The 18,040-nt window shown below is 60.6% G+C and carries 18 protein-coding genes, 1 tRNA gene and 1 pseudogene; 10 read left to right on the top strand and 10 right to left on the bottom strand.

The annotated features are described in order from the left end of the window. Positions 1–39 precede the first annotated feature (39 nt). The 6 genes from V6617_RS04970 to V6617_RS04945 all read right to left on the bottom strand — a co-directional run bounded on the left by V6617_RS04970 (position 40) and on the right by V6617_RS04945 (position 5,997). Positions 40–870, bottom strand: a complete 831-nt coding sequence (locus V6617_RS04970) for an inositol monophosphatase (protein WP_338610638.1) — start codon at positions 868–870, stop codon at positions 40–42. Positions 871–872: 2 nt separating this feature from the next. Continuing rightward, positions 873–1,703 (bottom strand): glycerophosphodiester phosphodiesterase family protein, encoded by an 831-nt coding sequence (locus V6617_RS04965; RefSeq protein ID WP_338609528.1) that lies wholly within the window; start codon positions 1,701–1,703, stop codon positions 873–875. Further along, positions 1,704–2,816 carry a sn-glycerol-3-phosphate ABC transporter ATP-binding protein UgpC gene (locus V6617_RS04960; RefSeq protein ID WP_338609527.1) on the bottom strand — a complete coding sequence of 371 codons (1,113 nt, stop codon included), beginning with the start codon at positions 2,814–2,816 and terminating at the stop codon, positions 1,704–1,706. It abuts the gene before it with no gap. A 1-nt stretch (position 2,817) separates the two neighbouring features. Next, complete coding sequence (locus V6617_RS04955; protein WP_338609525.1) at positions 2,818–3,735, bottom strand: ABC transporter permease subunit; 918 nt, start codon at positions 3,733–3,735, stop codon at positions 2,818–2,820. 4 nt (positions 3,736–3,739) lie between these two features. Then, positions 3,740–4,621: a sugar ABC transporter permease gene (locus tag V6617_RS04950; protein ID WP_338609523.1), complete on the bottom strand. Its 882-nt coding sequence runs from the start codon at positions 4,619–4,621 to the stop codon at positions 3,740–3,742. Between the two features lie 71 nt (positions 4,622–4,692). Next, positions 4,693–5,997, bottom strand: a complete 1,305-nt coding sequence (locus V6617_RS04945; RefSeq protein ID WP_338609521.1) for an extracellular solute-binding protein — start codon at positions 5,995–5,997, stop codon at positions 4,693–4,695. 228 nt (positions 5,998–6,225) lie between these two features. On the opposite strand from V6617_RS04945, the gene V6617_RS04940 reads away from it, so the two are divergent. Further along, on the top strand, positions 6,226–7,380 hold the full coding sequence (locus tag V6617_RS04940; protein ID WP_338609519.1) for an ROK family protein: 1,155 nt from the start codon (positions 6,226–6,228) through the stop codon (positions 7,378–7,380). A gap of 165 nt (positions 7,381–7,545) precedes the next feature. After that, the gene (locus V6617_RS04935) at positions 7,546–8,112 is read left to right on the top strand and encodes an alpha-ketoglutarate-dependent dioxygenase AlkB (RefSeq protein ID WP_338609517.1); all 567 of its coding nucleotides are present in this window, start codon (positions 7,546–7,548) and stop codon (positions 8,110–8,112) included. 90 nt (positions 8,113–8,202) lie between these two features. On the opposite strand, the gene V6617_RS04930 is transcribed toward V6617_RS04935, so the two are convergent. From V6617_RS04930 to V6617_RS04920, 3 genes and pseudogenes are all read right to left on the bottom strand, one after another. Beyond that, positions 8,203–8,279 (bottom strand) — tRNA-Met (locus V6617_RS04930). Between the two features lie 65 nt (positions 8,280–8,344). Then, a complete protein-coding gene (locus V6617_RS04925; protein WP_338610810.1) occupies positions 8,345–8,554 on the bottom strand; it encodes a hypothetical protein in 210 nt (69 codons plus the stop codon). A 52-nt stretch (positions 8,555–8,606) separates the two neighbouring features. Next, a pseudogene (locus V6617_RS04920) lies at positions 8,607–8,813 on the bottom strand (DUF4130 domain-containing protein); the annotation flags it as partial. Positions 8,814–8,944: 131 nt separating this feature from the next. Between V6617_RS04920 and V6617_RS04915 the strand changes: the two are divergent. Further along, positions 8,945–9,898, top strand: a complete 954-nt coding sequence (locus tag V6617_RS04915) for a ring-cleaving dioxygenase (RefSeq protein ID WP_338609515.1) — start codon at positions 8,945–8,947, stop codon at positions 9,896–9,898. A gap of 254 nt (positions 9,899–10,152) precedes the next feature. Beyond that, positions 10,153–10,371: a hypothetical protein gene (locus tag V6617_RS04910; RefSeq protein WP_338609514.1), complete on the top strand. Its 219-nt coding sequence runs from the start codon at positions 10,153–10,155 to the stop codon at positions 10,369–10,371. Positions 10,372–10,386: 15 nt separating this feature from the next. On the opposite strand, the gene mnmA is transcribed toward V6617_RS04910, so the two are convergent. Further along, positions 10,387–11,535: a tRNA 2-thiouridine(34) synthase MnmA gene (mnmA, locus tag V6617_RS04905; RefSeq protein WP_422394804.1), complete on the bottom strand. Its 1,149-nt coding sequence runs from the start codon at positions 11,533–11,535 to the stop codon at positions 10,387–10,389. Between the two features lie 277 nt (positions 11,536–11,812). Between mnmA and V6617_RS04900 the strand changes: the two genes are divergently transcribed. The 6 genes from V6617_RS04900 to V6617_RS04875 all read left to right on the top strand — a co-directional run bounded on the left by V6617_RS04900 (position 11,813) and on the right by V6617_RS04875 (position 18,003). Then, positions 11,813–13,222: a flagellar hook-length control protein FliK gene (locus V6617_RS04900; protein WP_338609512.1), complete on the top strand. Its 1,410-nt coding sequence runs from the start codon at positions 11,813–11,815 to the stop codon at positions 13,220–13,222. Positions 13,223–13,234: 12 nt separating this feature from the next. After that, positions 13,235–13,948 carry a flagellar hook assembly protein FlgD gene (locus V6617_RS04895; protein WP_338609510.1) on the top strand — a complete coding sequence of 238 codons (714 nt, stop codon included), beginning with the start codon at positions 13,235–13,237 and terminating at the stop codon, positions 13,946–13,948. Positions 13,949–14,122: 174 nt separating this feature from the next. Then, entirely contained in the window at positions 14,123–14,401 is a 279-nt protein-coding gene (locus tag V6617_RS04890) for a DUF1153 domain-containing protein (RefSeq protein ID WP_014131558.1), read from the top strand. 272 nt (positions 14,402–14,673) lie between these two features. Next, positions 14,674–16,299 (top strand): flagellar basal-body MS-ring/collar protein FliF, encoded by a 1,626-nt coding sequence (gene fliF, locus V6617_RS04885; RefSeq protein ID WP_338609508.1) that lies wholly within the window; start codon positions 14,674–14,676, stop codon positions 16,297–16,299. A 7-nt stretch (positions 16,300–16,306) separates the two neighbouring features. Then, the gene (gene fliG, locus V6617_RS04880) at positions 16,307–17,380 is read left to right on the top strand and encodes a flagellar motor switch protein FliG (RefSeq protein ID WP_338609506.1); all 1,074 of its coding nucleotides are present in this window, start codon (positions 16,307–16,309) and stop codon (positions 17,378–17,380) included. Further along, a complete protein-coding gene (locus tag V6617_RS04875) occupies positions 17,377–18,003 on the top strand; it encodes a FliH/SctL family protein (RefSeq protein WP_338609505.1) in 627 nt (208 codons plus the stop codon). The genes fliG and V6617_RS04875 overlap by 4 nt, the downstream gene beginning before the upstream one ends. Positions 18,004–18,040: the final 37 nt, after the last annotated feature.

The following is an 18,040-nucleotide window of genomic DNA, read 5'->3' as shown; positions in this document are numbered from 1 at the left end:
GCTGTTTGTGCCTTCCCAGCGGCGGCATTTGCGCTCAGCCTAGCCTTGACCGGTAAAGACCTCGCGCAATGTTTGCCAGCTTTCCGGGTCCGGACCAAGGAGGAGATATCCCTCAGTCTCGCCAGGATGATAATCCTGCCCACCGAGCAGGCCGGCGTGACCGCCCGCCAACTGGTGGATCAGCACGCCGGCGGCGTGATCCCAGGGCTTGAGGCCGGCATTGAGCGAAAAATGCAGGCTTCCCTGGGCGATCAGCCGATACTCGTAGGCCGAGCAGCGAAAATTGGTGGTCCGCTGGAACCGTGCCGAGCGCCTGGCCAGGTCAAGCTGTTCGTGCTTGGGAAAAAGCGGCTGGGCGACAAAGCCCGACATGTCCTCGACGGCGCGCGCCGCCGCAACCCTGAGCGGAGCCTCGGCTCCGTCGTGCGCTCGGTAGAAGGCGCCCTTGTCCGCCCGCCCATAAATGAAATCACCGGTGAGTGGATAGTGGATAGCCCCAGCGATGGTGCGGCCAAAATGGGTTATTGCCACCATCATGCCGAAGATCGGGACGCCATTGGCGAAATTCCAGGTCCCGTCGATCGGGTCTATAAGGATGCCGATCTCCGCACCCGCCAGGCCCGAAAGCACAGCCGGATCGGCCGCCACGCCCTCCTCGCCCACGACCACACCCCCCGGGAACACCCTTTCAAGGGCGCGGGAAAGCAGCTCTTCGGCCGCTTCGTCCGCATCGGTCACCAAATCATATTCGTCGGCCTTTGCCCTGATGCCGAGATCGGCACGCCCGGTAAAGCCGGGGATAACGATCTTCCGCCCCACCTCGGCCAAACCGGCAAGAACGGCCTCCAGTGCGCTATTGTCCACGATCATGCTCAAGAGGCCCCCCGCAGATACGCTTGCAATGCCTTGGGCTCGTCGGTCTGTATGATACTGACCCCTGCAGCGATCAGCTTGCCCCAGATACCATCGGGATGGCGCAGGGCCTCGCTGTCCCTGAACCCTGCCGAATTGACCGGATCGAGGGTATTGACCCAAACCGGTATGCCCGCGCTGTTGAGCCGCTCGGCCTGCTCGGCCAGCGCTGTCAGATCGGAAAATTTGGCCTCGCACATGAATGCGCCCGATGCGATGACGTTGCGAGCGCTCTCGTCGCCTTGCCCGTTGAGGAAACGCGCCTTGGCCATGAACGGAACGTCGCTGCCCTCTATATGAGCCCGCACCCATCTCATTTCGGCCTCGGTATCCACATCGGCCTTGAGATCGACTTGGCGTGAAACGCCCATCTGTCTTGCAAGGGCGGCAGCATCTTCAAACAACGAGAGATCCTTGAGATCGAGGTCGATGAATATCCGCCCGCGCGTTGTCTCGAACACCTGCGCGAGGCTGGGAACCGTATAGGCCGTCATGGCAGCCCCTGTGCCACCGTCGGCATTTCGCAGCGTGATGGCTCCAAGTTCTGCCAGGGTAAATTCCTCAGGCATGCGCGCTATGCCGGCCATGCGCTCGAGCGTGTCGTCATGCAGCAGGAACAGCTGCCCGTCGGCGCTCCTGCGGACATCGATTTCCACGATCTCGTAGCCGTTTTCAATCGCCGCCTCGATGGCAGGAATGCTGTTCTCAGGCGCACCATGCCAGGCGCCACGGTGAGCAACGATAGCGCAGTCGCGGTCCGAACCGCTGATGAAATCGACGTAGTCTGACACTCAATTGACTTTCTTTTTGACTGAGAGGGATTTGCCCGTCTGCACATCGAAGAGATGAATGTGCTCGGGGGGAAATTGGAGTTCGAGTTCGGTCCGACCGTAACCGAGTTCGTCGCCGAGCTGGGTGGCGATGGTGAAGGTTTCGCCCGACGCCAGCGAGACATTCAAGATTTCGTGGGAACCCAGATGCTCGCGATAGTCGATGCGTGCCCTGAAGGTGGGAAACGAGGATCCCTGCGCATCGATGGCAACGTGTTCGGGGCGGATCCCGAGCAGCACGTCGCCCGTCGTCGATGACGGCATCACGGCTTCACCATTTTCGAGACACAGCTTGGCGCCGTCGCCTCGAACGCGAAAGATGTTCATGGGCGGAGACCCGATGAACCCGGCGACAAAGGTCGAGGCTGGATTGCCATAGACCTGCCTGGGTGTATCGAATTGTTCGATCTGGCCCTTGTTCATGACCAGTATGCGGTCCGCCAACGTCATCGCTTCGGCCTGATCGTGCGTAACGAAAACAGTGGTCGCGCCGATCCTGCGGTGAAGCTCGGCCAGCTCGATCCGCATCTCGTGGCGCAGCTTGGCGTCAAGATTGGACAGCGGCTCATCAAAGAGCAGCACCGCCGGCTCCCGTACGATCGCCCGCCCGATGGCAACCCGTTGACGCTGTCCGCCCGAAAGCTGGCCGGGGCGACGATCGAGATAGTCGGAAAGCGCCAGCATGGCCGCCACGGCCCTGACGCGCTCCGTGCGCTCGGTCTTGGGGATACCGGCAACCTTGAGGCTGTAGGCGATGTTTTCGCGCACGCTCATATGGGGATAGAGCGCGTAGTTCTGAAACACCATGGCACAACCGCGCCGCTTGGGTTCGAGATCCTGCACCTCCTGGCTGCCGATGCGGATCTTGCCGCTCGACACCTTTTCAAGCCCGGCAATCATCTGCAAAAGCGTCGACTTTCCACATCCCGAGGGCCCCAGGATGACCGTGAACTCGCCTGCGGCCAGTTCGACCGACATCGAGGGAATGACCTCATTGGTCTCATAGCTTTTGCTTATTGCGTCGAGCTGGATGCGCGAGGCAGCCGCTCGCAGGGTGGTTGCGAGTTCGGTCACATTATTTCTCCGTAAGAACGAGGCCTTGCACCAAAAAGCGCTGCAGCATGGCCACCATGAGCAGCGGCAGGATGCACACGACGACGGCGCCGGCCATGATCAGGGGATAATCGGGAATTTCACCCGAGCTGTCGGGTGAGAGCCGCGCGAGCCCGACAACGGCGGTCTGCATATCCGGTGTCGAGGAAGCGACCAGCGGCCACAAATAGGTGGTCCACCCGCTCAGGAACATCATGATGAACAATGCCAGCAGCGGCGTTTTGGTTAGCGGCAGCAGGATATCCCACATGAAACGCACCGGTCCGGCACCATCCATCTTGGCCGCCTTGACGAGGTCGGCGGGCATGGAGCGGAAATACTGCCTGAACAGGAAGGTCCCCGTGCCGGTCGCCATGATCGGAAGCACCAGCCCGATATGGGTGTCGAGCAGGCTCAGCTCGAACTGGACCGGGTGCCCCAGGACTGCGACAAAGAGGTTTGTCAGACCGGTGACGTCGAACAGGGCGTTGATGGGCGAAAAGATATTGGCAGCCACCTGGTAGGTGGTGATCACCCGTGTTTCGAGCGGCAGAAAATTGGTCGCAAGGATCACCGCGAAAATCATCGTCCCATAGCGAATGCGGAAATAGACGATGGCAAAAGCCGCAAGAAATGACAGCGCACACACGCCAACCGCATGAAACAGCGCGACGAACAGGCTGTTGGCAAGCTGGATGGGAATGCGGGTTTCGGTGAAGATCCGGACCACATTGGCAAGCAGCTGATCGCCGGGGATCAACGCAACGCCGTTGGACACCACATACTGATAGCTCTGGCTCGCGGTCATCAACGTGATGTAGAGCGGGCCCAGAATGTAGATCATGCCGGCAAGCAGCAGCGCGCTGGCCGCGATGTTGAGGGAGCGGGCATTCTCGATCATCGCCCTACCTTTCGTATTTGACGCTGCGTTCGAACAGCGCGAACTGGGCGAGCACGAATAAGAGCACCAGAACCATCAGGATGGTGGTCTGGGTCGCAGCGCCCGACAAATCGTAGCCGCGGAAACCGTCGACAAATATCTTGTAGACAAGAAGCGTTGTGGCCCCGCCCGGTCCGCCCTGGGTCATGCTGTCGATAAGCCCGAAGGCCGATGTGATGCTCTCGGTGTATTCGAGCACCATCGCGAAAAAGATCTGGGGCATGATCAAGGGGATCTGGATGTCGATGATGCGGCGCCATGGCCCTGCCCCATCCATCGCCGCAGCCTGGTATTGCGTGCGCGGTATTGATTGCAGTCCGGCCAAAAGGATCATGAAGTTGAACGGAATGCCGCCCCAGACATGAGCGATAATGAGCATGGTGAAGGCATCGGCGCCATCGATGCCGGGATTCCAAAGGCCGGGAAAAAGCCCATTGAGAGGAGCGAGAATGCCCACGAAGGGATTGAAGATGAAGTTGAATACAACCCCGATCGAGGCCCCTGCCACGGCCTTTGGCCAGATCAGGACATTGCGCGCCGGATGGGCCAGCCTGATATGACGGTCCGCCGCCACTGCCAGAAGAAGTGAAACCGCCACCGCAATCGTGGGGCCGATGACCATGAAGACAACCGTTTTGTAGGTCGCCGACCAGAATTGGGGATCGGACAGGACCCGGGCATGGTTGTCCCACCCCACAAACATCGACCCGCCGCCGAACGGCCGCTCAAGAAAGAACGACCAGTAAAAGGCCTGAAAGACGGGGATGTAGAAAAACAGGGTGACCAGCGCCAGCATCGGGGCAGCCAGCAGCAGCGGTAGCCATCTGTTGGGAAATAGCGTCGACATTGTCTTGTCCGTTCGACCGGGAATGCGCGGCCGCCGGGACCGCGCATTCAGGCTTTATCTCGCAGGATTGATCAGGGCAGTTCGACGCCCTGGTAGGTCTGCTCGAAGCGGCGAAGCAACTCGTCACCGCGCATCTTGGCGGTGTCGAGGGCCGCCTGCATCGGCTGCTCACCGTTGAAAGCCCGCTGGGTCTCTTCGCTGAAGATCTCGCGGAACTGGACGTAAAAGCCCAGGCGCACGCCGCGGCTGTTGTCGTCGCCGGGCATGTTGAGGGATTCCACCCCGGTCCGCGCCGTTGCGAATTCGGGCTCGTCGAGCTTGCCTTCGGCTTCGAGCTGGTCGAGCGCACTTGTCGTCACCGGTACATAGCCGGTCATGCGGGTAAATTCGATCTGCTGGTCGTCCTGGCGAAGGAAGTTAAGGAATGCCTTTGCCGCTTCGACTTCTTCGTCGCTGTGACCCTTCATGGTCCAGATCGAGGCGCCACCGATCAGGGTGTTGTGGCGTTCATAGCCTTCGTACATCGGAGCATAGGCAATCTCGACGGCGTCGCCCAGCGCCGCATAGGCGGCGGCATATGAGCCGGTGGAATTTTCCATCATGGCGCATTCGCCGGCGTTGAAGGCATTGGTATAATTGCCTGCTGCGGTATCCTGGTTGAGGCGAACAAGGCCCTGGTCACGCCATTCGACCAGATTGCTCAGATGCTCGGCGACGACACCCTGATTGAACAGATATTCGGCATCCAGACCACCATAGCCATTGTTGTTGGACGCGATGGGCTCGCCGTGGCGTGCGGCAAACTGTTCGAGCACTCGCCAGGGATGACCGTCGGTTACGAAGGGGCATTCGTGACCGGCGTCCTTGAGGCTTTGCGCAACCGTGATGACCTCTTCCCAGGTCTGGGGCACTTCAGTCACGCCCACTTCACCGAGCTGATCCATATTGGCATACATGATCAGGGTCGAGCCGTTGTAGGGCTGCGAAAACAGCTCGCCGGTCGATGTTTCGTAATACGAGCGGGCGCCATTGATGTAGGAGTCCCAATCCACGTCCGGCATGATGTCCTGCACCGGGACGACCGCATCCGACAGCATCAGATCGAGGGTGCCGGCGTCAAAGAACTGGATCAGAACGGGGCTGTTGCCCGAGCGGTAAGCGGCGATGGCCTTTTGCATTCCCACTTCATAGCTGCCCTGGCCGACGCACGATACCGCGTGGTCGTCCTGGGCGCCATTGAAGGCGTTGCAGGCATTCTGGATGGCCTCTTCGGCGGTGCCGGTGTTGCCATACCAGAATTCGATATCGGTCGCATTGGCGGCGCCGGTACCGGCCATGAGAGCTGTAGCCGCAAGGGCCAGCATGGAGGTTTTCATGATGGTGTCTCGTCTTTTGAGCTGAAATCCGGGCCCCTTGTTTGGGGCATCGATTAACTACACTTTGAGTGTAACAATGAGGTGACATCCGCTTCCACGTACCTGAAAGAGACCGGATTTGGTGTCTGATTTTCAACGCAAGACCTTGCAAACGCTCGGAAATTGGGAAAGAATGAAATAATTATCACACGCTCTGTGTGATATAAGGACGATTGGGATGGGTGGGGCATGGCCTATCTGCCGCGGGCATTGATCGAACCGGCATTCTTGCGGCAACTGCCTGACGAGGTGGTGTCCTCGAACGAACGCAACATTCTCAAAATGGTCTGGCGCCAGAGCGGGATTTCGCGGTCCGAGCTTTCGGGCATGAGCGAACTGACCCAGCAATCGGTCTACCGCATCGTCGACGGGCTGACCGAGCGCGGGCTGCTTGTGCTCGGATCGCCCAAACCGGGCCTTGGTCGCGGACAGCCAAGTCCCACCCTCAAGTTCAATGGCCAATATGCCTACAGCGTCGGGATTTCCATCAACACCGACATCATGGGCATCTGCATCATGAACTTTGCGGGCAAGATCCTGGCCGAAGACCGGCTGGCTTTGGATGGCAAGAGCATGGACGATGCGCTCACCCATGCCCAAAGCATCCTCGACATGCGCTCGAGCAGCCTTGGGCTCGACCCGACGCGTCTGTTCGGCATCGGGTTTGCCATTGCAGGCTTCCGCGTTTCAGGGACCACCTTCAATGCCCCGTTGCCCCTGCACGAATGGTCGCTGATCGAACTTGGTCCCCTGCTGTCCGGGCGCTTCGGAAAGCCCGTCTGGGTGCACAATGGTGCCAACACCGGTGCCCTGGCCGAGGCCATGTTCGGCGTCGGCAAATACATCCGCGACTTTGCCTACCTCTCATTCAACTATGGCTTCGGCGGCGGTCTGATCAGCGATGGCGAACTTCTGCTCGGCGGAAACGGCAATGCGGGCGAGTTCTCGGGCGTGTTCCACGCAACCGACTCCCCCAACCGCCCCGCCCTGCAATATCTGATCGCCCAGCTGCGCGAGAACGGCATCGACATTCCCTCAATCAGCTACATGCGGGAACATTTCGATCCGAACTGGCCCGGCGTCGCCGAGTGGGTCGAGCGGGTGGCACCCATGCAGGCCCGCCTTGTCAATGCGATCTCGGCGGTATTTGACCCATTGGCGATCGTTTTTGGTGGCCAGGTGCCCAAAGCTCTGGCCGTCATGCTGGTCGAGCGCTCAATCAGCTACGCCCAGCCACGCTATGGTGTGCGCAAGCCCAATCCCAAGCTTATCGTCTCCGATATCGACCGCGACGCCTCTGCAATCGGAGCGGCAATCGCGCCCTTCAAGGCTGAATACTACTAGAGCGTGTCCAGCAATAGTGGAAACGGCTTTGCGGTTCGGACACGCGACAAAACAAGGGTTTAGAGCCAAGGATTTGAGTCAATCAAATCCTGAACGGCTCTAAAATGCGGTCTCATCAGGTTATCCTCAGGCTCGCCACACTCCCGCTGAAGGAAAGATTCGACGATGTTGCCACCCGCCGCTCATTACGTTCCGGACTATATCGATCGAACCCATGAACTCGCGCTTTTGCAATCGATCGACAAGTCCGCGTGGCTTGGGGACCTCAAGCGGCGTGTTCAACATTATGGCTTTCGCTATGATTACAGGGCCCGACGCGTAACAAATAAATCCTATTTGGGCCCGTTGCCTGATTGGTTGTCTGCCCTTGCCGACCGACTGATGAAAGATGACATTTTCCGCGCACGACCTGACCAGGTGATCGTCAATGAATATTGGCCCGGCCAGGGGATCGCCCCTCATGTGGATTGCGAACCCTGCTTTGGTGAGACGATTACGTCTCTTAGCCTGGGCTCGACGTGTTCGATGGAATTCTCACACATCCAATCCGGGCAGTCGTTAAGCCAGTTTCTCGCTCCACGCGGTCTGCTCGTGCTGAACGGCGAAGCCCGGTTCAACTGGACCCACGGCATCCCTGCTCGTAAGTCGGATATGGTCGGTGGCAAGAAAGTTCACAGAGAGCGGCGGGTATCGCTGACGTTCCGAACTGTCGTCACAACACAAGCGCTCTGATTGCGACATTCGAACTTGTACATAAAGCCCTGCCTCAAGACCTCACATACACCGCCCGTCGCTAACCACCTGTAATATAAAGAGAAATTTTGGTAGCGGAGGAGGGACTTGAACCCCCGACACGCGGATTATGATTCCGCTGCTCTAACCAGCTGAGCTACTCCGCCCCTTCAGGGCTTGGCCGCGCGGGGCGGCCGACCGTCGGCGCGAGGGGCTGACGGCACGGGGCTTATTAGGGACCGGCGTTGTCTCTGTCAAGCGCCACGCTGCCCCCTTTTATGGTTTCCATATAGTGCCTGACGGCATCCAGGTCGCGCGCGAAAGCCTTCCGCTCCTGGGCGGCCTTGGCCCGGTCGGGCATGCGCAGCAGATAGGAGGGGTGAACGGTCGCGAAAACCTTTGTCCGGTCGATCCCCACTTCGGGCATGACCGCATCGAGCACCCTGCGGCGCGCCCCACGAAGGGATTGCCCTCGATATCTTCCCGGTCGCTCGGTTGCGCCAATATTTACGTGGCATTTCGGCGGTCATGGCAGAAACCTTGAGGCGGGCCGGATTGAAGATCGAAGCGAAATAGGAGCGCCAGACATTCTCGAGCCCATCCGCACCGGGTACATCGGATTTGCTGGCGCCGTCCACCAATACCAGCGTTTTGCGGTCCCAAACGGACGAGCGGCAAGGCGTTAGAATTGTCCATTCCATATTGGTGGCAATCCCCGCGCCGAAAAGTGATCGTTCGCCTCTGTCGAATAATGAATTCGGTTTGCACCCGTTTTGGCGAACTCCAAGCCGGACTATGTTACGCTCAACGAACACTGGATTTGGAGACCGTCATGGCCCTCGACCTTACCGGACTGCACCATCTGACCGCGATAACCGCCAACGCGCGCGAGAACCTGCGCTTTTACACCCAGGTTCTGGGCCTGCGGCTGGTCAAGCGCACGGTCAATCAGGACGACACCAGCGCCTATCACCTGTTTTATGGCGACGGCAAAGCTTCGCCCGGCTCCGATATCACTTTCTTTGATTGGCCCACCGCGCCCGAACAGCGCGGCACCCATTCCGTCGTGCGCACGGCATTTCGGGTCGAGGGCGAGACATCGCTTGCCTGGTGGAAGACCCATCTTGAAGCCAATGGCGTCAAGACCTCCGATATTGCCGAACGGGCCGGCCACATGGCGCTCGATTTCGAAGATCCGGAGGGCCAACGCCTGCGGCTCGTCAACGACACAAGGGCCGGCGGCGCCCAGCCCTGGGACAAGAGCCCCGTTCCCAAAGAGCGCCAGATCAAGGGGCTTGGGCCGATCACCATGAGCGTGCCCGATCTCAAGCGCTCCGAGGCCGTACTGACGGTCGTCATGAACATGCGCAACATCCGCACCCATCCCGCGACCGACGATCAGGGCGAGATCCATGTCTTTACCATGGGCGATGGCGGTGCTTCGGCCGAGTTGCATGTTGCCGTCGAACCCGACCTGCCTTTCGCCCGGCCTGGCGCAGGTGGTGTGCACCACGTCGCCTTCCGCACGCCGGACAAAAAGCAGTTCGACCAATGGGTGGCCCGCGCCGCTCAGGCTGGCCTGCGCACCTCCGGCGAAGTCGAGCGATACTATTTCACCTCGCTCTATTTCCGCGAGCCCAACGGGATCCTTTTCGAAATCGCCACCGACGGCCCCGGTTTCGATGTCGATGAACCGATGGAAACGCTCGGCGAAAACCTTGCCCTGCCCCCGTTCCTCGAACCCAAGCGTGCCCAGATAGAGGCGGGCCTCAAATCGATCGATTAATCAAAAAGGCCCGGGACACTTCCGGGCCTTTTCTTTCAGATGGCAGGGCCTGCCGCCCACTGTGACGATTGGCGCGGCAATATCCTTGGAAATTTTTCTCCCGGCCCTTTATGTCAGAGACAGCTACTCGCTTTTGGAGCGTGTCCAGACAAAGTGGATGCCACTTTGCCGGTTCGGACGCGCGACAGAACAAAGGTTTAGAGCCCTCGCTTTGATTCCATCAGAACGTGAACGGCTCCAGCAAGGAGAACGCCATGGCCGAGACCGAAAAGCCCAATTGGGGCAATCGCATCATCCTTCTGATTTTCGGCGCTCTGGCCGCCGTTACCATTGGCGCAACGATCGTCGCGACGATCAATGAATGGGGCGAAGGCAGCGTGGCAGGAGCCAGCGCCGTCGAAGACCTCTCGACAATAGAGCCCGGCTCTGAACCCACTGCGCAGACACCCGACGAGGTTCAGGACGCACAATAACGCGTCGGGCGCCGCTCAGGCGACGAGCGCCGCCGGCACCGTTTCGGCAATGAACCCACCGCCCAGAACCTGTGCATCGGCGCTATCGTCGGAGTAGAGAACGCAGGCCTGGCCCGGCGCAATGCCTGTTTCCCCGGCGATCAGTGTCACATAGACCTCGCCGTCGCGAATGTTGATCACCGCTTCCTGGGGCGCCCGTGTCGAGCGCACTTTGGCTTCGAGCGCCAACCCGTTCCCATCGGCCATTTCGGCCAGGGGACGCGGCCCGAGCCAGTTAAGGTCCCGTAGCCGGACCGTATGGGCCGAAAGTGCCGCCTTGGGTCCCACCACCACCTGCTGCGTCTTCGCATCGAGCCGCAGCACATAGAGCGGCTCACCCGAGGCAATGCCCAGTCCGCGACGCTGCCCGACAGTGTAATGGATTATTCCCTTGTGGCGCCCGAGCACCCGGCCATGCGCATCGACAATATCGCCGGGCTTTTCCGCTTCGGGCATCAGTTTCCTGATCACATCGGAATAAGAGCCCCTGGGCACGAAACAGATGTCCTGGCTGTCGCTCTTTTCGGCAACCACCAACCCCATGTCGCGCGCCAGTTCCCGCGTTTCGTCCTTGGTCATGTTGCCCAGGGGAAAGCGCAGGAAATCGAGCTGACCGGCCGTTGTGGCAAACAGGAAATAGGTCTGATCCTTGTCGCCATCGAGGGGACGCAGAAGCTGGCGCTTGCCATCGACCATCCGCGAGCGGACATAATGGCCGGTCGCAAGACAATCAGCCCCCAGATCGCGGGCCACTTCCATCAGGTCCACGAATTTGACGGACTGGTTGCACGAAACGCACGGAATTGGCGTCTCGCCCAGCGCGTAGCTTTCAGCGAACGGCTCGATCACCGCCTTTTTGAACCGTTCCTCGTAATCGAGCACATAGTGGGGAATGCCAAGGGTCGCCGATACGCGACGGGCATCGTGGATGTCCTGCCCGGCGCAACACGATCCCTTGCGGAACGTGGCTTCGCCATGATCGTAAAGCTGCAGGGTAACACCGATCACCTCATAGCCCTCACGGGCCAGAAGTCCGGCAACGACTGAAGAATCAACGCCGCCCGACATTGCGACGACGACGCGCGTTTCGCCGGGGGACCGGTCGAAACCAAGGGAGTTCACCATTTTTCTCACATCCGGTTGGGGTCAAGGGCCAGCGGACAAACCGGATGGCACTCCCATCCGGCACAATGGGCAGCTTTTACGCCCTTGTGGCGCCGGCCGCAACTTAGGCCGGCATTTTTTGCCGCTTGCCCGGACAAACCTGCCGCCCGAACCCCAAAACGCATCACATACCATCATCCAAACAACTGATTTAAAAGGGAAAATGCGATACCTTCCAACTGGCATCCCTCTTGCAACGCGTTGATCGACCCATTGTGCGCACACGAGTTCGAACCAAGTGACCAACGCGATCAGCATCGGAACAAGGCCCGCTCCCGCCGCCGTCCCCGCCAAACCGGGGGCCGCGAGCCAAGCCGGTGGCGCAATCGATTTCTCCAGCCTCATCGCCCTGGGGCCATCGGCCAACACGGGCACCGGCAACCAGATCGGCACCGGCCCGGCTCGGCCCGGCCCGACCATCGACCCGCTGGCCGGGACTGAACTGGCCACCCGAATGGGAACCGAGTTGTCGACGCTGCTTGAAAAGCTGGCCGCGCTATCCGGCAAGCTCAAGGACGGTGAACCGATCGACGAAACCGATCTTGACGAGCTTCAAAACCTGCTGGCCGGAATAGAGGGCCTTCTCGATCAGGGCGCCCCCTTACCCCCGCTCGGCTCTCCCGGCCTGACGGCGCTCTCCGATCTCGCAGCTCAATTGGGTCTGGACGCCGGAGACGGTTTCGGCCCGCTCGATACCCTTGCCGCGCTCTCGGCGCGCATCGCCGACACATTGCGTGAGGACGCGCCCGAAGTCGCCGCGCGGCTGACGGCACTTGCCAAAACCCTCGACAGCCACGTGGCCGCCATCCAGAGCGCCATGGCCGACGAGCAGGCTCAGGCCACTGTCGCGGTCAGACATGTCGAAAGCGAAACCCGCCTGAACCCCGCCGCCACCATTGCCGCCCAGTCCGGCGAAACCGGCGAACCGGAAGCCTCCGACAAGCCGGCGGCCGGCGCCGCAAAAAGCGATGCTTCCGCCGGTCCCGAACGCTCGCTCGTTCAGGGTGGGCAAACGTCTCAGTCGCCATCGGGCAACGAAGCCAGATCGAGCGCGCAGCAAAATGGTGCAGCCGGCGGTCCGGCTGCCACCGCGCCGCAGGAAAACGTCGAAACCCCCGATGGGCTCACCATCCAGCCCGGCCAATCCCAGCCATCGACATCGGGTCCAACGGCACTGGCGCGCCCCGAAGCGGCGCTCTATCAGCGCCCCGAAGCGCAGATCAATCTGCCCCACATTGCCGCCGAGATTTCCCGTCACGTTCAGAACGGCGTCAACCGCTTTGAAATCCGGCTCAACCCGCCAGAGTTGGGCCGCATCGACGTGCGCATGGAAATGGACAATTCCGGCAATGTTGTCGCCCGTCTCGCCGTCGAGCGCAGCGAAACCCTCGACCTGCTCCAGCGCGACCAGCGCGCTCTTGAACGCGCCCTGGCCGACGCCGGGCTCGATGCAAGCAAGACCGAGCTGGAATTTTCGCTCGGCCAGCAAAGCAGCGGCAATGACGGAAACGACACCGAGCGCACGCCCTGGCGCATGAGTGTCATCGATCCTGCATCTCAATCATCTCAAGGCCCGGCGGCGCTGTCCGACCCGGCCGGCTCCGCATATGGCTATGCACGGCTCGATGCCGTAAACCTCTGGGTATAAGGACCTAAAGCTATGGTCGATTCCGTCTCAGGCACATCAACAACATCGGGCTCTGATCTCGGCAACAGCCGCAAGACCATTGCCGACAATTTCGACACCTTCCTGCAGCTTCTGACCACCCAGCTCAAGAACCAGAACCCGCTCGAGCCGCTCGATACCAACCAGTTCACCCAGCAGCTGGTGCAGTTCACCTCGGTCGAACAGCAGCTCAAGACCAATGAATTTCTCGAAGCGATGATGCAGTCTTCGCAGAATTCAAACAACGCCCAGGCGGTAAGCTATGTCGGCAAGACCGTCACCGCCTCGGGGGCGACCACCGACCTTGTCGATGGTGTGGCAAACTGGGTTTACCGCGTCGATGCGGCAGCCGAAAACACCAACATCACCATCAAGGACGCTGCCGGCAACGTCGTCTATACCGAGAATCTGTCGCTCGAGGCGGGCACAGACCAGATCGTTTGGGACGGCACCACCTCGAGCGGCACCAAGCTCAACTCGGGCCAGTTCACGATCACCATCGACGCCCGCGATGGCGATGGAAAATATGTTCCCGTGGCCACCGAGATGCAGGGTGTTGTCGAAGGCGTCGACGTCAGCGGCTCCGAACCCTATATCCTGATCGGCGATCTGCGCATTCCGCTCTCTTCGATCTCCGCCGTTCGCTCGACGAACGCCGAGCCGACGCCCGATCCGGAAACGCCCGAGACCGAGCAGGAAGCGGCCTGAAGTCCCTCTCACGCCTATCCCATTGAATTTGCTGCACAGACGTCGTGAGCGCGTGCGTTTTGCCCTCGCATTCTGCATGCCATCTTAACCGGTTGTAAGTTTCCGCTTAGCCAATTTTTAAGCCACCCGCGCTAGTGTAAGCGCTGGTTATGGTCAGGTTGAGTAGAGAGTAAAATGACCGTCCAAATGCGTCCGCGCGTGAAATACGTGATAGGTCCCGATGGCAGTCCGCTGACCATTGCCGACCTGCCGCCTCCGAATACGAAGCGTTGGGTCATCCGCCGCAAGGCTGAGGTCGTCGCCGCCGTTCGTGGTGGGCTTTTGAGTCTCGAAGAGGCTTGTGAGCGCTATACCCTGAGCGTCGATGAATTCCTCAATTGGCAAGCCGCCATCGACAAGCATGGTCTTGCCGGGCTGCGAACCACCTGGATTCAGCACTATCGGGAAGGCTGAACGCCGGCGTTCAGCACACGTTTTCGCGCCTTCAAAATCAAAACCCGCTACGGTCACCGTGGCGGGTTTTGTGCATTCCCCCGACTTTTCCCACACCCCGGACCGGCAAAAATTGCCGTTTTTGCATTGTGGGAGAGTTGGTTAACACCTTGTTTACCATAGGCTAGGCATATTTTGCCCAGTGGGCTCGGTGATTTGTTTTACGCCGTATTCCAAGGTGCAACCGCTCAGGATGCGCCAACAAAGCGAACGACTAGGCTTAAGGGTGCTGCGTGAATCAATTGGGGGAACTGCTGGGCAAGCTCGGCGTGGCGCGCATCGCCGCGATGGCCGTCGTAGCGGTCATGATACTGGGTTTTTTCGCCTTCATCATGGTTCGCTCGACCACCCCTCAACTCGCCCCCCTCTACACCAACCTCGAATTTGACGATTCCGCCGCCATCATCGCCGAACTGGGCGGCATGGGCATTCCCTACGAAATCCGCAATGAAGGCGCGACCCTCCTCGTCCCGCGCGACCAGATCACCACGATCCGCATGTCGCTGGCCCAGGACGGCCTGCCGGCCCGCGGTCAGGTCGGCTACGAAATCTTTGACAACCAGTCGACACTCGGCGCCACAAGCTTCGTCCAGAACATCAATCACATTCGCGCCCTTGAGGGCGAACTGGCCCGCACCATCGGCGGGCTCAGCCGCGTCCAGAGCGCCCGGGTTCACCTTGTGCTGCCCGAACGTGAACTGTTTCGCCGCGACATCCAGGAGGCCTCCGCCTCGATCGTTCTGACCGTCCGCGGCCAGCTCTCGGCCGGCGAAATTCGCGCGGTCCAGCATCTGGTAGCGTCCGCCATCGAAGGCCTGTCACCCAACGCGGTCTCAATCGTTGACAGTTCGGGCTCACTTCTGGCGTCGGGAACCGGCGAAGGTGAAGTTTCGATCACCGCGCAGGCGGTGGAAGAGCGGACCCTTGGCGTTGAAACCCGCATGCGTACGCGGCTCGAAGAATTGCTGGCGTCGGTCGTCGGTCTCGGCCGGGCCCGGGTCCAGGTCTCGGCCGAACTCGACCTCAACCGCTCCACTCGCACGTCCGAAACCTTCGACCCGGACGGACAGGTGGTCCGCTCCACCCAGATGGTCGAAACCGGCGACCAGTCGAACGGTCCTGGTGGTGCGGGTCAGGTGACCGTTGCCAACGAATTGCCCGGTGCATCCGAGCAGGGCGGCGAAGGCGGCACGCAAAGCTCCTCGTCCTCGCTCGAGGAAACACTCAATTACGAAATCTCCTCGACCACCGAAACCGAAGTCACCGAGGCCGGATCGATCAAACGCATGTCGGTCGCCGTTGTGGTCGATGGCGTCTATACCTACGATGCGGCAGGCAATGCGATCTACGAACCGCGCCCGCAGGCCGAACTCGATCAGATCACCGCGCTGGTGCGCACCGCCATGGGCTATGACGCCGATCGCGGCGACCAGATCGAGGTCGTCAACATGCAGTTTGCGGAGCGCCCCGGCATCGAAGCGGGCACCGCCGAGCCGGGTCTGTTCGAATTCAGCCGCGACGATCTGATGAAATTTGCCGAGATGGCAGTGACCCTGCTCATTGCGCTGGCTCTCGTACTGTTCGTCATGCGCCCGCTGGTCAAAAAGGTCCTGGCCCCCGAACCCAAGCCGCTTGCCCTGCCCGAAACCGCGAGCGTCCCTGCCGAATACAAGGAACCCCAGGAAGACCCCTTGGCCGAAGCCCGCTCCCGCGAGGCCGCGACCGAAGCATGGATGGAAACCGCAAAATCGCTCGGCGAATCCCAGGTCAAGGCCCTCAAGATGGTCGGCGAACTGGTCGAAGAAAGCCCCAAACAGGCTTCACTGATTATCCGTGACTGGCTGAGCGAGGCTGCATAGGACCACCATGGCACTAACTGAACCCAACGCACAACCGAACGGCGGCCCCGCCAAAGGGCTCCAGGTCGGTGACGACGCCACCCAGCGCCAGATGCGCGGCGACGAAAAGGCTGCGGCGCTCCTTTTGGCGCTCGGCCCCGATTTCGGTCGCCCCATCCTTGAAGAACTCGATGAAGTCGAGATCAGGACACTTTCGCGCGCCATGGTGCGTCTTGGCCCCATAACCCAGCAGATGCTCGACGAACTGCTGGCCGAATTCATCATGGGCGTCTCTTCGACCGGCACCATGGCCGGCAATTCCGACACCACCGAACGCCTGTTGCTGTCCTTTCTGCCCCAGGACCGCGTCGAACAGATCATGGAGGAAATCCGCGGACCCGCCGGGCGCAACATCTGGGAAAAGCTCTCCAACGTTCAGGAAGATATCCTCGCGAGCTATCTCAAGAACGAATACCCCCAGACCATCGCCGTGGTCCTCACCAAGATCTCCCCCGACCACGCCTCGCGCGTGCTCGCGGTGTTGCCCGAAGAACTCGCGCTCGACGTTGTCCAGCGCATGCTCTCGATCGACCCGGTGCAAAAGGAAATTCTCGAAAAGATCGAATCGACCCTGCGCACCGAATTCATGTCGACCCTCAGCCACACACAGCGGCGCGACAGCCACGAGCAGATGGCCGACATCTTCAATGCTTTCGATCGCCAGACCGAGGCGCGCTTCATGACGGCGCTCGAGGACCAGAGCCGCGACAGCGCCGAGCGCATCAAGGCCCTCATGTTCACCTTCGATGACCTCACCCGCCTCGAATCCGCCGCCATCCAGACCCTGCTGCAGAATTTCGACAAAAAGGAAATGGCCTTGGCGCTCAAGGGCGCATCCGACGCGGCCCGAGAGTTCTTCTTTGCCAACATGTCCACCCGCGCCGCGGGCATGATGCGCGACGACATGGAAACCATGGGCGCCGTCCGCCTCAAGGACGTCGACGAAGCACAGTCCCGCCTCGTCAACACCGCCAAGGACCTGGCGGCCCGCGGCGAGATCGTCATCAACAAGGGCAAGGCTGATGAGGAGATGATCCTGTGAGTGTCGCCCACAAATTCACCTTCGATCTGGACCTGGCGCACAAGCCGCCCGCCAGCAAGACCATGCCCGAATCCGAGTTCGAGCAGATGGTCGCCGCAGCGCGCGAAGAGGGCTACCGGCAGGGCCTCGCCGCCGGACAATCGAGCGTTGAAGCGCAATCGGCGACCGCACTTGCCAAATCCGCCGAAAAGCTGGCCAACCAGGTCGCCCAGATGGTCCAGACCATCGAAGACTACGAAAAGCTTCATCTGGGTCAATCTGTCGGGCTCGCCGCATCGGTCGGGCGCAAGCTCGCCGCCCACCTGATTGCCCGCGAACCACAGACCGAGCTGGCAGCGCTGCTATCCGAATGCATGGCCTCGCTCGAAGCGGCGCCTCACCTCGTCATCCGCTGCCATCCCGACCTTTGCGACGCCATGAAGGCCATCGCTGAAGAGCGCATGAAGGTTTCGGGATTTGCCGGCCGCCTCATCGTTCTTGGCGATCCCGAAATCCGCATGGGCGACGGCAGGCTCGAATGGGCCGATGGCGGGCTGGTGCGCGACATCAACGCCATATCCAGTGAAATCAACACCCGCATCTCCGCCTATCTGGCGGCCCGCGGCGTCGAGCAGGGAGACTGATCCATGGCCGATGGCGACGACGATATCCAGACCGCAC

Origin of the sequence: Pelagibacterium nitratireducens (assembly GCF_037044555.1) — a bacterium.
Lineage (GTDB): Bacteria > Pseudomonadota > Alphaproteobacteria > Rhizobiales > Devosiaceae > Pelagibacterium > Pelagibacterium nitratireducens.
The sequence above is the reverse complement of the archived record's forward strand: the minus strand, read 5'-3'. Positions and strand labels throughout refer to the sequence as shown.